The organism is uncultured Actinomyces sp. (genome assembly GCF_963526355.1).
Lineage (GTDB): Bacteria > Actinomycetota > Actinomycetes > Actinomycetales > Actinomycetaceae > Actinomyces.
Map to the genome: position 1 here is coordinate 1 of NZ_CAUROW010000005.1, position 15,100 is coordinate 15,100.

The 15,100-nt window shown below is 62.6% G+C and carries 11 protein-coding genes; 8 read left to right on the forward strand and 3 right to left on the reverse strand.

All coding sequences use genetic code 11. The features are described 5' to 3' along the window. Positions 1-137: 137 nt before the first annotated feature. Entirely contained in the window at positions 138-1,511 is a 1,374-nt protein-coding gene (locus RWR81_RS02515) for a threonine/serine exporter ThrE family protein (protein WP_399497869.1), read from the forward strand. Between the two features lie 121 nt (positions 1,512-1,632). Here the strand turns inward: RWR81_RS02515 and RWR81_RS02520 are convergent, their stop codons facing one another. Continuing rightward, a complete protein-coding gene (locus RWR81_RS02520; RefSeq protein ID WP_314454127.1) occupies positions 1,633-3,351 on the reverse strand; it encodes a TrkA C-terminal domain-containing protein in 1,719 nt (572 codons plus the stop codon). Between the two features lie 351 nt (positions 3,352-3,702). On the opposite strand from RWR81_RS02520, the gene RWR81_RS02525 reads away from it, so the two are divergent. Genes RWR81_RS02525 through ilvC form a run of 3 tightly spaced genes read left to right on the forward strand, consistent with a single transcriptional unit; the run spans position 3,703 to position 7,046 of the window. Continuing rightward, positions 3,703-5,487: an acetolactate synthase large subunit gene (locus tag RWR81_RS02525; protein WP_314453924.1), complete on the forward strand. Its 1,785-nt coding sequence runs from the start codon at positions 3,703-3,705 to the stop codon at positions 5,485-5,487. A gap of 5 nt (positions 5,488-5,492) precedes the next feature. Next, positions 5,493-6,005, forward strand: a complete 513-nt coding sequence (ilvN, locus tag RWR81_RS02530; RefSeq protein ID WP_003784785.1) for an acetolactate synthase small subunit — start codon at positions 5,493-5,495, stop codon at positions 6,003-6,005. A 9-nt stretch (positions 6,006-6,014) separates the two neighbouring features. Continuing rightward, entirely contained in the window at positions 6,015-7,046 is a 1,032-nt protein-coding gene (gene ilvC / locus RWR81_RS02535; RefSeq protein WP_314453927.1) for a ketol-acid reductoisomerase, read from the forward strand. A gap of 89 nt (positions 7,047-7,135) precedes the next feature. On the opposite strand, the gene RWR81_RS02540 is transcribed toward ilvC, so the two are convergent. Together RWR81_RS02540 and RWR81_RS02545 are read right to left on the reverse strand one after the other, a co-directional pair. Further along, entirely contained in the window at positions 7,136-8,386 is a 1,251-nt protein-coding gene (locus RWR81_RS02540) for an MFS transporter (RefSeq protein ID WP_314453931.1), read from the reverse strand. Continuing rightward, positions 8,383-9,003: a TetR/AcrR family transcriptional regulator gene (locus RWR81_RS02545; RefSeq protein WP_314453934.1), complete on the reverse strand. Its 621-nt coding sequence runs from the start codon at positions 9,001-9,003 to the stop codon at positions 8,383-8,385. Before RWR81_RS02545 ends, RWR81_RS02540 begins: the two co-directional genes overlap by 4 nt. 124 nt (positions 9,004-9,127) lie before the next feature. Here RWR81_RS02545 and RWR81_RS02550 point away from each other — a divergent pair, with 124 nt between their 5' ends. The 4 genes from RWR81_RS02550 (at position 9,128) to RWR81_RS02565 (ending at position 15,067) form a co-directional block, all read left to right on the forward strand. Further along, positions 9,128-10,180, forward strand: a complete 1,053-nt coding sequence (locus RWR81_RS02550; RefSeq protein WP_314453937.1) for a 3-isopropylmalate dehydrogenase — start codon at positions 9,128-9,130, stop codon at positions 10,178-10,180. Between the two features lie 76 nt (positions 10,181-10,256). Then, the gene (locus tag RWR81_RS02555; protein WP_314453939.1) at positions 10,257-11,432 is read left to right on the forward strand and encodes a branched-chain amino acid aminotransferase; all 1,176 of its coding nucleotides are present in this window, start codon (positions 10,257-10,259) and stop codon (positions 11,430-11,432) included. Between the two features lie 462 nt (positions 11,433-11,894). Continuing rightward, positions 11,895-12,299, forward strand: coding sequence for a glycerol-3-phosphate cytidylyltransferase (gene tagD, locus RWR81_RS02560; protein WP_314453942.1), 405 nt, complete (start codon positions 11,895-11,897; stop codon positions 12,297-12,299). Positions 12,300-12,715: 416 nt separating this feature from the next. Then, positions 12,716-15,067: a hypothetical protein gene (locus RWR81_RS02565; protein WP_314453945.1), complete on the forward strand. Its 2,352-nt coding sequence runs from the start codon at positions 12,716-12,718 to the stop codon at positions 15,065-15,067. Positions 15,068-15,100 lie beyond the last annotated feature (33 nt).

Consider the following 15,100-nt stretch of genomic DNA (forward strand, 5'->3'; position numbering starts at 1 on the left):
GAGCACACACCACTGTGGGGCCCATGAGAACAACACAATCTCATGGGCCCCACACCCAAACACCACCCAAGGTAGATGGCACGGTGAGTGAGCGCTCGATCTGACACAGGGGCATGTCACGGTGCACCATTGTCACTGTGAATGACACCGACCTACCTCCTACCTCTACCTCATTGCAGAGCCTCGATGCCGACCGGCTGATGCAGCAGTCAGACGTCGTGCTGCATCTTGGTCGTCTCATGCTGGCCGCAGGTGCTGGTTCTTACCGCATTAAGTCCTCGATGGCCAGAGCGGCGTCCGCCGTCGGACTGGACCGTCACGAGGCCACAGTCACAATGACCGAGATCGTCACGTCCTCGTACGTCGGTAGCCGTTTTCGCACTGAGGCCTGCGAGGTGCGTCGGGTGGGCGTCAATGTTGGCCGTTTGGAGGCGCTTCGCAGGATCGTCCACGATCTGCGAGCGCACGAGACCGTTGAGCACCTCGAGGCCAAGCTTGAGCAGGTCGAGAAAATGCACGCTCGCTACAACGCCTTCGCCAACGCGGCGGCCTCCGGCGTGGCCTGCGCAGGATTCTGCTTTCTCAACAAGGGCGGATGGGTCGAGTGTCTGACGGTGCTTGTGTCCGCATGTCTGGGCCAGTTCATTCGCCGGCAGATGCTTGAGCGTCACTACCAGCACTTCTTCACCTGGCTTGTCTGCGGCGTCGCTGCCTCCGGCACTTATATGGGAATCGTGACGGCGCTGAACACTGCAGGTGTGGTGACAGGAAACCATCAGGGCGGCATCATTTCCGCCATCTTGTTTCTCATTCCCGGCTTTCCCATGGTGACGGCGATGCTCGATCTGTTTCGACAGGACTTCTCCTCGGCTCTGTCGCGCAGTGCTTACGTCCTCATGGTCATGGCGGCGGCGGGTGTTGCTGTTTGGACCGTGACCTTCATCTTCCGCTGGGACGTTGCTGCGGCTAGTGGCGCCGCTCTCGACGGTCCTCTTCTCTACGTTTTGCGATGCTTCTGCTCCTTCATCGCCGCCTACGGGTTCGCCATGCTGTTCAATGCAGGCGTTAAGGCCAGTGCGTTGGCCGCGGTGGTTGGGGCTCTTGCCAACACGGGAAGGCTGCTTCTCATCGACGTCTTCCATGTCCCGTGGCAGCTCGCTGTGGGGCTGGCCGCGGTGACGATTGGTCTGCTGGCCCAGCTCTTTGTTTCCCGTGCATCCCTGTCCAGGGTGGCGCTCTCCGTACCCGCCGTCGTCATCATGATTCCCGGGGTTCCCTTTTACCGGGCGATTTCTGCACTCAACACGCTATCGGTGGACAAGGGCGTCGACGTCGGTGACGCGGCCACGAATCTGGCTGAGGTCTTCTTCGTCATCACGGCCATTGGTGTCGGCCTCGCCCTGGCTCGCATTATTACCGACCATAACTGGCGCCATGATGTGGCCACCTCCAAGCACATGACGCTTCCTTGCGACCGTGCCGAGGCCGCATCGCAGTCCTTGGAGGGCTGACGCCGGGCCTTGCAGTGCTCAACTGATGCGAGAGTGGCCCACCGCTTCATATCAGTGGCGGGCCACTGTTGCAGATGGGTCGAGTGCCAGGTGATGCTCTCAGTACAGTAGGACGTAGGGCTCAGAGTCCGCCCAGGACCTGGGCGATGAAGATCTTGACGATCATCGCCACGGGATAGACCATCGCGTAACCCAGGGCGACTCGCGGGTCGGCGCCGGTGCGCTCATTGGCGAAGGCCAGAATTGCCGGCTGCGTCTGAACACCGCCGATGAGGCCGGACAGACGGGTGCCGCCCATCTTGACCACCCAGCGCATGGAGGCGTAAATCGCCAGGCCCACAATGGTGGTGACGACGAAGCCGGTCACGAAGATCTTCCACCAGTCACCTCCGGTGAATGCGTGCGCGATCTCGCCACCCGCCTTGGTGCCCGCCTGGGCCAGGAAAACCAGAAGTCCGAATTCCGAGAGCACCGCCGTGGCAGTGAAGGGCATGGCTGTCACAAACTTTCCGATGCGTCCGATGCGACCGAAGATGAGCCCGACCAGGAGCGTTCCGGCGGCGGATCCAATGGAGAAGGTCGCGCCGGTGGGCGTGAGGAACTTCCACTCGCCGATGAAGATGCCCAGTGCCATCCCCAGGCCCAGCGCCACTGGATTGATGGAGGACAGCCCTCGTGACGAGTCACCGAAGTAGGTTGAGATCTCCTTCATACGTCCGGTCGGGCCGACCACGCGAACCCGGTCTCCCTGCTGCAGCACCAGATCCGGGGTGCCCACCATGTCGACGTCGCCGCGGCGTACCCGCGAGATCGTTGCCCCGAAACGGTGGTCGATGTCGAGGTCACCGATGGTGCGGCCGGCCAGCTTCGGGTCCGAGACCGTGATACGGCGGAAGTCGAGGTACTTGCGGTCTTCAATGAGTGAGTGCGAGGAGCCGTGGCCCACCGCCTTGATCGCCTGGTTGACGGCGTCCTGGGTGCCGACGACGGTGATGAGATCGTCCTTGTACAGTCGGTCGTCGTTCGTCGGTCGGGTGATTGGACCTTTCTCGCCCCGACGCAGGCGAGAGAATCGCAGCTGCCCCGAGATGGTCTCGACAATGTTGCCAAGGAGCGGGCCGTCCTCGCGCTCCACCCGGATAGTGCGGTTGATGAGCGGAGAAGGGGTGTCCTTGTCACTGCGCCGGTAACGCAGTGCCAGCAGGCAGAAGAACAGCATGCCGATGACACCGTAGAGGTAGGTGACGGCATAGGCCACGGTGGCGTCTCCCGGTCCGGCCTTGTCACCAGCCATGGCGGCGGCGTTACCGGCCGCCGCCAGCGCAGGAGTATTAGTAACAGCACCGGCGAAAGCGCCGGCGATCATCGATGCCTTGAGGCCGAGGAGACGTCCTACCCCCACGGCTGCTAGGGTCGCCACGCTCAGGACGCCCAGGAGGATGACCAACGGACCACCGGCGGTTCGGATGACGTGAAAGAAGTTCGGCCCGGACTGGATTCCGATGGCGAAGGTGAAGATCGCCAGCCCCAGTGTTCCCAGTTCTCGGGGAACCTCGATCGGCGTTGCGGCAGACGTTCCCCAGGCCGCCACTGCGATGCCGCAGAACAGTACCGCCGCAGCCCCGAGGCTCACTCCCTTGATCTTGACATGTCCCAACAGCATCCCGGTGCCGACCAGGAGGAAAAGAACGAGGACCACGTTCTCGGACAAGTGGTGCAGGATATTGGCGTGCGCCACCTTCCAGCCCAGGAGAGCGGTGCTGGCGGCTAGGAGGATCGTCGCCGGGACGCGTATGCTCCTGCGCCTGGCGCGCCAGAGCAGCAGTCCGGCGCCAGCCATGAGGAGCACGATGACGACCGGGTTGTCTAACAGATAGTGCAGGACAGTGATGACCACGTCGCTGTGCCGCCTTCCGTCTCGCCGCAGACAGTAATGCGGCGGATGTTTGTCATGAAACAGGGTTATTGTGTCATTTCTGGCGGAGCTTATGGCGTACCAAGGTCCGGCACTCGTCGGTTGGGGACGCTCTTGGAAAGGGCGGGGTGTGGCGGGTCGCGGGCGACCCCACCGCGGCCGTGATTCCACGATATGAGACAACGGGCGTCTCGATATGACTCTCTGTTAACACTGATCTAACGTTCATTACCCGGCAGGTCGCCGGGCGGTAAGCACGGAGAAGGAGAGCGAGCGATGACCCGCGATGACGCTCCCGCACGTCAGGGCCAACAGGTCATGACAGGCGCCCAGGCTCTGGTGCGCGCGCTGGAAGAGCTTGGTGTCACCGACATCTTCGGGATGCCGGGCGGTGCCATTCTGCCCTTCTACGACCCACTGCTCGCCTCGGCGAGGATCAGGCACGTTCTGGTGCGCCACGAGCAGGGTGCCGGTCACGCCGCCGAGGGCTATGCCATGGTCTCAGGCCGGCCCGGAGTCTGCGTGGCGACATCCGGCCCCGGGGCTACCAACCTCATCACCGCCATCGCCGACGCACACATGGACTCGGTGCCGATGTTGGCCATCACCGGCCAGGTCGGAAGTCGTGGAATCGGGACGGATGCCTTCCAGGAGGCTGACATCGTCGGTGCCACGATGCCCTTCGTCAAGCACTCCTTCCTCATCACCCGTCCCGAGGACATCGTTCCGCGTGTGGCTGAGGCCTTCCATATGGCCTCGACCGGGCGCCCCGGACCTGTCCTCATCGACATCTCCAAGGACGCCCAGGAGGGGCCCACTGAGTTCGTATGGCCCCCGGTCCGGGACCTGCCCGGCTACCGTCTGCCCGGCAAACCCAATCAGCGGCGCCTGGCTCAGGCCGCCGAGGTGATCGCGGCCGCCGATCGTCCCGTCCTCTACCTCGGCGGTGGCCTGAACCGTGCACAGGTGCCCTCCGATGATCTGGCCGAGCTCATCGATCTCATTGGGGCGCCATTCGTCACCACGTTGACCGCGCTGGACGTCATGCCCAGTGAGCATCCACTCAACCTGCGAATGCCCGGAATGCACGGAACCGTCGCCGCTGTCGGAGCCCTACAGCGGGCCGATGTCATCGTCTGCCTTGGGGCCCGCTTCGATGACCGGGTCACCGGTAGGCCAGATACCTTCGCCACGAAGGCCTCGATCATCCACGTCGACGTCGACCCGGCCGAGATCTCCAAGATACGCGCCGCCGACGTCCCGATCGTCGGTGATCTGACCGACGTCGTCCCCGCCCTGAGTGCTGAATTCCGTGACCACGTCTGCGCTGAGGGGCGAGTGGACATCACCCCGTGGCGGCGCGAGGTCGAGCGCATCCAGGTCACCTACCCAACGGACTGGACCGACACCGACGACGGACTGCTCCAGCCTCAGGAGGTTATTACGCACCTCAACCGGGCCGCATCCGAGGACACCATCTGGGTCACGGGTGTGGGGCAGCACCAGATGTGGTCGGCGCACTACCTCACTTTTCATCGCCCCCACTCCTGGCTCACCTCCGCCGGTGCCGGCACCATGGGGTACGGCCTGCCCGCCGCCATGGGTGCCAAGGAGGCCTGCCCCGACCGCCCGGTGTGGCTCATTGACGGGGATGGCTGCTTCCAGATGACCAACCAGGAGCTGGCCACCTGTACCCTCAACAGCATTCCCATCAAGGTCGCTGTCATCAACAACTCCTCTTTGGGAATGGTGCGGCAGTGGCAGACCCTGTTCTACGGGCAGCGCTACTCCAACACCGACCTGCATACCGGGGCCGGAACGAAGCGAGTTCCCGACTTCGTCAAGATGGCCGAGGCCTACGGGGCAGTCGGGCTGCGGTGTGAGCGCCTGGAGGACCTGGACGACGTCATCGCGCAGGCCAATGCCATCAACGACCGCCCCGTTGTCGTCGACTTCATCGTCTCCGCGGACGCCCAGGTGTGGCCCATGGTCGCCGCCGGGGTTTCCAATGACGAGATCCAGCACGCCCGCGGCATGAGCCCGGTGTGGGAAGAGGAGTGAGCGCCGTGAGCGAGAAGCACACACTGTCCGTCCTGGTGGAGAACAAGCCAGGCGTCTTGACCCGGGTGTCGGCGCTGTTCACACGTCGGGGCTTCAACATCCACTCCCTGGCCGTCGGCCCCACTGAGCACGAGGACATCTCACGCATCACGGTGATTGCCGACGCCGAGGGCCTGGCCATGGAACAGGTCACTAAGCAGCTCAATAAGCTGGTCAACGTTCTTAAAATCGTCGAGCTGGATCCCGACACCTCTGTCGAGCGCGAGCTTTACCTCATCAAGGTGCACGCGGATGATGCCAACCGCACCGCGGTGCTCCAGGTCGTCGACCTGTTCCGCGCCCATGTCGTCGACGTCGCCCCGACGTCGGTGGTCATCGAGACCATCGGCTCAGAATCCAAGGTCAAGGCTCTGCTGACGGCTCTCCAGCCGTACGGCGTTAAAGAGATTGTCCAGTCCGGTGCCGTGGCGATCACGCGCGGCCCACGATCCATCACCGATCAACTCAAGGAGAAGTGAGAAGCAATCATGGCAGCTGAGAAGTTCTACGACGACGACGCCGACCTGTCCGTCATCCAGTCCAAGAAGGTCGCCGTCATCGGCTACGGTTCCCAGGGGCACGCTCACGCTCTGAACCTGCGCGACTCCGGCGTGGAGGTCGTCGTCGGCCTGCGCGAGGGCTCCTCCTCCGTGGCCAAGGCCGAGGAAGTGGGCCTGCCCGTCAAGCCGATCGCCGAGGCGGTCGCCTGGGCCGACGTCATCACCGTCCTGGCCCCTGACCAGGTGCAGGCCGCCCTCTACCGCGAGGAGATCGAGCCGAACATCAAGGCCGGCTCCGCCCTGCTGTTCTCCCACGGCTTCAACATCCACTTCGACTACATCAAGCCGACCGCGGACATTGACGTCGTCATGGTGGCTCCCAAGGGCCCCGGCCACACGGTGCGTCGTGAGTTCGAGGCCGGCCGGGGTGTTCCCGTGCTCGTCTGCGTGGAGCAGGACGCCACCGGCACCGCCTGGGACCTTGTGCTGTCCTACGCCAGGGCCATCGGCGGTACGCGCGCTGGTGCCATCAAGACCACCTTCCGCGAGGAGACCGAGACCGACCTCTTCGGCGAGCAGACCGTCCTGTGCGGTGGCGTCTCCAAGCTCATCCAGTACGGCTTCGAGACCCTGGTCGAGGCCGGCTACCAGCCCGAGATGGCCTACTTCGAGGTCTGCCACGAGATGAAGCTCATCGTCGACCTCATCAACGAGGGCGGCATCTCCAAGCAGCGCTGGTCCTGCTCCGACACCGCCGAGTACGGTGACTACGTCTCCGGTCCGCGCGTCATCACGCCCGAGGTCAAGGACCACATGAAGGAGGTCCTCGCCGACATTCAGGACGGGACCTTCGCCAAGCGCTTCATGGACGACCAGGCCGCCGGCGCCCCAGAGTTCAAGAAGCTCCGCGCCGAGGGCGAGGCACACCCCATCGAGGCCACCGGCCGTGAGGTGCGTTCCATGTTCGCCTGGCGTGCCGATGTTGACGCGGATTACACCGAGGGCTCTGTGGCCCGCTGAGGTTGTCTAGAAGCGGTGCCCCTGATGACTCGACTCAGATCATCGGGGGCACCGTGTTGCTCTGTCGTCTCTACAATGCTTGCCTGACTTTAGGTGAGCCTATGGCGTCGAACATGGACACTGAGGGCCACCAGGGCCATAACCACGCCCATGAGTCCGACGAGTAGCGCGGCGCCGCGTCCCGCACCGGTACCGACAACTGCTCCGATACTGGTGTATAGCATCTGCCCCGGCTCCAACAGGGGTTGAAGAACCCGATCGACCAGCACTCCCGAGCAGGGATAGGCCACCAGGTACCCCATCTGGGTCACCAGGCTGATGGTTCCCCAGGTGCGTGCCTGCCGGGCATTGTCGACGCGGGTGCGGACCAGGACCTCCGCCCCGGCCTGGGACAGGGGCAGGCTCGCGAAGGTGAGGAATCCGCATGCACTTACCCACCAGGCGCCCGGCCCCAGGGGGACCAGCACCATTGCGGCGCCGGTGCCGGCCAGCCCTGCGGCCAGCAGCGTCGTCGGCTGAGCATTCTTCCGGACGGTCACCAGTGCTGCTCCCACGAGCAGGCCGGTTGCCGCCACTGTCTCGAATACGCCCACCATCGAGGTGCTCGCGATGGGAAGCAGGATCGGCTTGATGAGTACCTGCATAACTCCGATGGCCAGGGTGGCTAGAGTCATGAGGGTCACAAGGGTGCGTAGACCGGGTGAGGACATGATGGTCCGCCATCCGGCCATGACGTCGTGGTCATCACCTAGCTGGACGGCGGTATGCTGCGGTGCCTCCGCGGTCAGGGCCCGGCGTACGGTGATCGTGCAGAGCACAGTGACGATACAGGTGCTGGCGTCGAGCAGGACGAGCCCCCTCGCGCTGATGATGGGCATGAGGAACCCTGCTGCGGCGGGGGCTAACAGGTACTTGGCCGCCGAGGCCAGCTGGAGGAGCCCTGAGGCACGTACATAGTCCTCCTCGGTCACCAGGTCCGTGACGCTGGCCTTCAGCGCGGGTTCGGTGAGGGCGGCCAGGCACGAGGAGACGACGGCACCGGCGCAGACCCAGGCCAGCGATGGACGGGGCGAGTACAGGGCAATAAGGATAATGCCGAGCCCTAGCACCGAACCTGTATCGCCAATGATCATCATGAGGCGGCGGTCATAACGATCTGCCAGGATGCCGGCCAGAGGGGCCAGAAGCACGATGGGGGCGAAGGAGCTCATCTGGACGACGGATACTGATGATGCCGTTCCGTAGGTGCGCAGCATGACGATAGCCAACCCGAAGGCGGTCAGGCCTGTGCCCAACGAGTTGATGAATGATCCTAGAACAAGCAGCCCGACGCGTCTCATAGGTCTGCCTCCGGCATGGGGGACAAAATGCCGGGACGGGCTCCCAGAAGCAGCTCGCTCGCCCAGATGATGCTCTGAGTCCGGCGGGCGAGATCAGCCTGGCTGGGCTCCATGATCTCGTGGTCCAAGAGGATTCCGGAGGCGCTCAGAAGTAGTTCGACAGCGTCATGGGGTCTATCTGTACTGAAAGTTCCCTCATCCACCCCTTGGATGATGACGTCGGCGATGATCGGCGTCAGATGTTTGATCATCTCAGTGATGGATAGCAGGTGGAGCTCGGCATTGCCGGGGGCGTGGAACTGCTCAATGAGCTCGGACTCGGTGCCCTCGACCTGCATCGCGGCCATGATCGCCTTGAGTTTGTCCACTGCCGGAGCCGATGACGCGGCGAGTTCACGGGCACGCCGCTCCACCCGGCCTATGGTGCGCAGGACGAGGGCCTCGAGGATCTTTTCCTTGCTGGGGAAGTGGTAGTAGAGCGTCCCCTTAGCGATGCCCACGACCCCCAGGATGTCCTCCATGGTGGTGGGCTGGAATCCCTTGGTGGTGAACAGGGTGTGTGCGGCGTTGAGGATCTCCTCGCGACGTTGAGCAGCGGAACGGTGGGTGCGTGGCATGGCTCCTCCTTGATGTACTTGCTGGGACAAGACTAACCGACCGTCGGTCGAAACGCGAACTCACCTCTCTTTTCATAATGTGGACGTAATATCTCGTATTATGATCATGTCTTAAGGTGATCTCATGAGGCAGACCATCAAACTGGCAGTGATCCCGGGTGACGGCATCGGCAAAGAGGTTGTCCCTGAGGGGCTCAAGGTTCTCGACCGGGCGCTGGAGGGTACTGGAGTTTCGGTTCGGTCAACTATCTTCGACCTGGGTGCTGAGCGCTGGCGTCGAACCGGGCAGACTCTCACTGATGAGGACCTTGAGGCCATCAAGGCTCACGACGCCATCCTGCTGGGTGCTGTCGGTGATCCGTCCGTTCCCTCAGGAGTCCTTGAGCGTGGCCTGCTACTGCGTCTGCGCTTCGCTCTGGACCACTACGTCAATCTGCGTCCCTCGGTTCACTATCCGGGAGTACCGACACCGCTGGTCGATCCCGGCGATATCGATTTTCTCGTGGTGCGGGAGGGGACTGAAGGTCTGTACTGCGGAAACGGCGGAGTCGTGCGGCAGGGGACGGTGCACGAGATCGCCACTGAGGTCAGTGTCAACACGGCCTACGGGGTGGAGCGCCTGGTTCGGTATGCCTTCGCCAAGGCGCAGGTCAGGGCGGCCAAGCACCTCACGCTTGTCCACAAGCACAATGTGCTCGTCTATGCCGGGGATTTGTGGCGACGCACCGTTGAGACAGTTGCTGCCGAGTATCCCGAGGTTGTCGTTGACTATTGTCATGTGGATGCCGCCACCATCTACATGGTGACCGACCCTGGCCGCTTCGACGTCATCGTCACCGATAACCTCTTCGGTGACATTCTCACCGATGAGGCCGGTGCGATCACCGGCGGCATCGGGCTGTCTGCGTCGGGCAACATCAACCCCGAGGGAGTCTTCCCCTCCATGTTTGAACCCGTCCACGGCTCGGCTCCGGACATTGCCGGGCAGGGTAAGGCTGACCCGACCGCCACCATCGGCGCCGTGGCCCTCATGCTCGATCACCTGGGACTTCCCGATGCGGCCTTGCGGGTGGAGGCCGGCGTCAAAGCCGATATGGTCGCCCGTGCTCGGGGGCTGAAGCGCTCCACCGGTCAGATCGGTGATGCCATTGCTGCGGCCGTGGCGGCAAGAGGCTGAGCCGGGGCTGCCTGTTCGCAAGTCAGAATATGGGAAGGATGTGTCCGAACAGTGGTCTCGGCGGTAGGGTGGGGCCATGCCCGAGACAGACGCCACCTCGAACGACTTCGCATCCACATCCTTGGCGCGCGCCGCAGAGGTTCCCGTGCCTGAGGCCGATGCGATCGCCGGTCGTTTCCCGCTGACCGCCAACCCGTCGCCCGTCGCTGAGGATGAGCGTGCGGTGGTCCTGGCTAACCTCCACTTTGGTGACTACTTCACCGACCATATGGCCCACGCTCGCTGGACTGAGGCTGAGGGGTGGGGTGACTATGGCGTTGTCCCTTATGGCAACCTCAGCCTGTCCCCGGCGACCGCCGTACTCCACTACGGCCAGGAGATCTTCGAGGGCATCAAGGCCTACCGGCACGATGACGGCTCGGTGTGGACCTTTCGACCCCGTTACAATGCGGCCCGTTTCAACGCCTCAGCCCGACGTATGGCTTTGCCTGGGTTGGTAGAGGAGGATTTTGTCGCCTCCCTGGTGGATCTGGTGCGTGCCGATGTTGCCTGGGTGCCCTCAGGGCAGGGGGAGTCACTCTATCTACGTCCCTTCGCCTTCGCCTCTGAGGCCTTCCTGGGGGTGCGCCCTTCGAAGATCGTTGACTACTACGTCATCGCCTCGCCCTCGGGCTCCTACTTCTCCAATGGCCTCGAGCCCATCTCCATCTGGGTCTCCACTGAATACCACCGTGCCGGCCGTGGAGGCACGGGTGCGGCCAAGACCGGGGGTAACTACGCCTCCTCCTTGCTTCCTCAGCGGGAGGCCTATGCACAAGGTTGTGATCAGGTCTGCTTTCTTGACGATGTCTTGCAGGAGAATCTCGAAGAGCTCGGCGGCATGAACATCATGGTGGTTGACGCCGACGGGACGGTGCGCACCCCGCGTCTGACCGGCACGATTCTCGAGGGCTCCACCCGCAGCGCCATCATCCGCATGCTGCGTGACTCCGGTCGGACGGTCATTGAGGACACCATCAGCCTGGCCGAACTGCTCGCAGGCATCGAGTCGGGCTGCGTTTCCGAGATCTTCGCCTGTGGTACCGCCGCTGTCGTTGTTCCTCTGGGTCGTCTCAAAGGGGAGGGGTTCGATGTCCGTATCGAGGGCAATGAAGTCACTCGGCACATCCATGACCGACTCACTTCCATTCAGGCGGGCCGCGCCGAGGACCCATACGGATGGATGTACCAGCTTGTGTCGCCTCGTTCCTAAAGCAAACGGATGTGCCTTCTTCCGGTTGCGTTGGTGAAGGCTACGTCCGCAGCAGTGACATCAAGGCCATGGTCGGCCGTATCGGCTTCTGTAGCGGGGGCCTTTGGCGGTGTCCAGTCCGCCATCATGCTCCACATCTGATATGGCGCCCCAATCGAGAGGTTTTGCCTGGCGCCTTCGGAAGCTGTCTTTCTGTGCCGCCACAGGCCTTTATCGTCCTGCGGTCTCCTGCTCGCTGTGGAGCTAGAGTGCCTGTCGACGTCTAGGCGGTCGCTGGGGTGTGATGGCGGGCCTGTGGTGGCCGTGCGGTGAGGGAGGGGAAATATGTTGCGGTCATATATCAGTATGGCATCGGTTCAGCGAATCCATCGAAATTGGCTGATAGTCGGGTGATACTAATGGAGTTTGCTTGGTACGTCATCATGTGGGCGGCCCTTGAATGTCCAGCCAGGAAGTGTCCCGATGAAGCGTGTTATCACTTATGGTACATATGATTTGCTTCACTATGGTCATATTGCATTACTGAAGCGCGCTCGGGCGCTTGGTGACTTTCTTGTGGTGGCGCTCTCCAGTGATGAGTTCAATGCTGGAAAAGGAAAACAAGCATACTTCTCCTACAATGAGCGCAAGGCGATGCTTGAGGCTGTTAAATATGTTGATCTCGTGGTGCCCGAGTTGACCTGGGAACAGAAAGTTGGAGATATTTCCAAGTATGGCATCGATATCTTCGTCATGGGAGACGATTGGAGTGGTGAATTCGATGATCAGCTCAAGGGGCTGTGTGAGATCGTTTACCTTCCCCGCACTCCTGAGGTTTCTACGATGCGGATTAAAAACTATATCGGCAGCGTTAAAAGGGTTCCTTGAGGTGGGGGCGAAACGGAACGGTGGGGCAAGGTGATTATGGGCTCCGGGGGTGAAGGGCTGAAGGGATATTTGTAGGCGCAACAGAAAACTTGTGTTTGCCCATGTCGATCGTACCCATCCTCTTTCAGCAGATTCTCTATAGGAGGCCGGCCATGGGGGTCGTCAACCGGATTTGGCGCCAGTCGTTCGTCCGTCTCCCGCCCCTGAGGCCGTTCTGGCAGCCTAGTTGGATGTACATCGCCGTCCCGGAGGACGGTCGTCGCGTAGCTGTGGCCACGTCTTGACTGTGGACGCCAGGATCCTCCGCTGCCGGGGAGCGGTATCTAGACACACCTGGGACATCTCCAACACAGAAGTACTGGCGACGTCCACCATTAGTCATGGGGACTGCCTCACGAAATGGAGATACCCATCTTATGAACATCCGCAGCACCGAGACCACTCACGTCGTCATCATCGGTTCCGCAGGTGGCCAGGATACGCTCGACAGTCTGCACCAGGACCTACCTGAAACCGAGATCGTCCCTATCAGTTGCCCTGATCCGGCGGACGTTGCCCGTGTCCTCATGTCCTTGCCGGCTGGAAGCCAGATCCTTTTTCTGAAGGCAGGTGACCGGGTCGAGCCCGGCTACCTCGCCTCGCTGGCTCGCCGCGGTGAAAGCGACGTCGTTGGTACCCTTCTCACCCCGACCATGGACGTCCGTTCCGACGGAACCAAGAATGACCGCCTCCGGTGGCGTTTCAATCACAGCCGCCGCAGTGTAGACCTGACCGCCGAGCCCCATATCTTCCCCGACACCATCAGTGGCGTGGTACTTACCGTCCCGGGTCGAGGCCTACCGGATTGGGGCAGTTGGGGTGGAACAGGATCTCTCCGCGGTGCCGACGACATCGACAGCGTCAACAGGGATGGCGAGAACGTCGGCCTGAACGGACTTATTGCCCATATCATTGCTACAGGCAACCGCCTCGGCCTCCACGACGGCCCCGCCGTCATCCGGCCTGCCCCGCAGACCCCTGGGACGTGGGGGGATATCACGCACTACCGCCACCTGCTGGGGACGCTTTTACCGGCGTGGCTGCAGGCCGACAATCCACCCCCCGCCTGGATCTACCAGCTTGTCATCCACCGCCTGATCCAGGTGCTTGAGGCCGACCGGGGGCTGTACTACCCCTCAGCGCAGTTGACTGCTGCCGAGCGTGCCGAGGTTGCGCGTCTTCTGCGCACTGTCACCCAGCGCATCCCCTCCGATCAGATTGAGGCGTACTGCTCGACGCCACTGGCCGTGGAGCACCGCACTGCCCTGGTCGCTATGGCGGGCGGTGCTATGCCGGCACCGATCCTGCCTTTGGCCCGCAGGTTCCGCTGCGACCAGAAAGCCACCTACTTCCACACCGGGGCTATTCCCAAGGAGCAGTGGAAGGTCAACGACGCTTGGGTCACTCCCACCAGTAGTAAGACAGTTGACCACTGCTACTTCGACGAGGTAGTACTCCATGAGCGCATCGTCTGGTTGCCCAAGGGAGAGATCGCCGCCGTCATCAACGGCCAGGAGCTTGCGGTGACCCCTTACAGGGTCAGCCCCGAGCCACCTGAGACGATGCCCGGCCGACGCCACGACATTTCAGCGTCGCCAGGACTGTGGCAGCGTCTGGCTCGACTCCTCAGCCGTGGAAGTCCGGCTCTCCAGGTGCAGCAGGTCAATGCGCCTTCGCCCTATACACCCTCGTCTCCGACCGACTGGCCCCGTACCTGGCTCTACATGGATCGACACGATAGCGCTGGCGACAATGCTGAACCTCTGTACCGCTATGCCCGCACCCATGCGCCCAGCGTCCGGCACATCTTCGTCATGAAACGCTCATCCCCGGACTGGGACCGGCTCGCGAGGGAAGGCTTCATCCTTATCGACCCCAGCGGACCGGGTTTCGATGCCGCCTGGAGCGGTGCCGAGACCATTCTCCTGTCCGATGCCGGTGATCCTCTTATCGAGCACCGGCTCACCGAGGAGGGAACCAATGCCGACCAACGCGTCGTCCTTCTTCAGAACGGCGTGACCATGCGTGACATGTGGCGCTGGCTCAACGGTATTCGCCTGGATGTCGTGGTTTGTGCCACTGTTCCCGAACAGTTCGGGTTCACTGCGGACGGTACCTCCTACACTCTTACCGACAGAGAGACCTGGCGCACCGGCTTCCCCCGGCACGATCGCCTCTACGGCTTCTTGGGACGCGACCGCGACCGCGTTCTACTTGCGCCCTCCTTGGCCCCGGAGATCTTACGTGCGTTGGACACCACTTCAGACGTCGTCGGGTCTCTTAGCGACTTCTATCGGCGCTGGCTCGAGCTGGCCTCAGACCTGGTCGGGATCGGCCACCATCCTGTCCTCTTCGCCCACCCCAAGCTCGCATTGGTCGCTCCCGAATGGTTCAAGGCCTTAGGAGTTCCGGTGACCACGGGTCGTGAACTTCCTGAGGTGATCTCCAGGTCCTGGGCTGTCGTCTCCGACCGATCCTCCGTTCTTGACGAGGGGATGGTCGCCGGCTGCGTCGGTGTCGTCTGGGACCCCTACGACCGGCCGGATACGGACCGCTACCGCGCTCGGCACAAGGCCATCGGCGCCGTCTGCGCTGCCACCTCCTCACAGGTATGTCAGGTGGTCGACGACGTCGTCTGCGGTCGTCTCGTCGCCCCTGAGGACCTCATCTTGGCCGACGCCGAAGCCTGCGCTCGCCTGACCAGGTTGCTTCAGCGCCACATGATCTGACGTCCGGAGTGCCCACGGCGTTTTGGCTCGCGT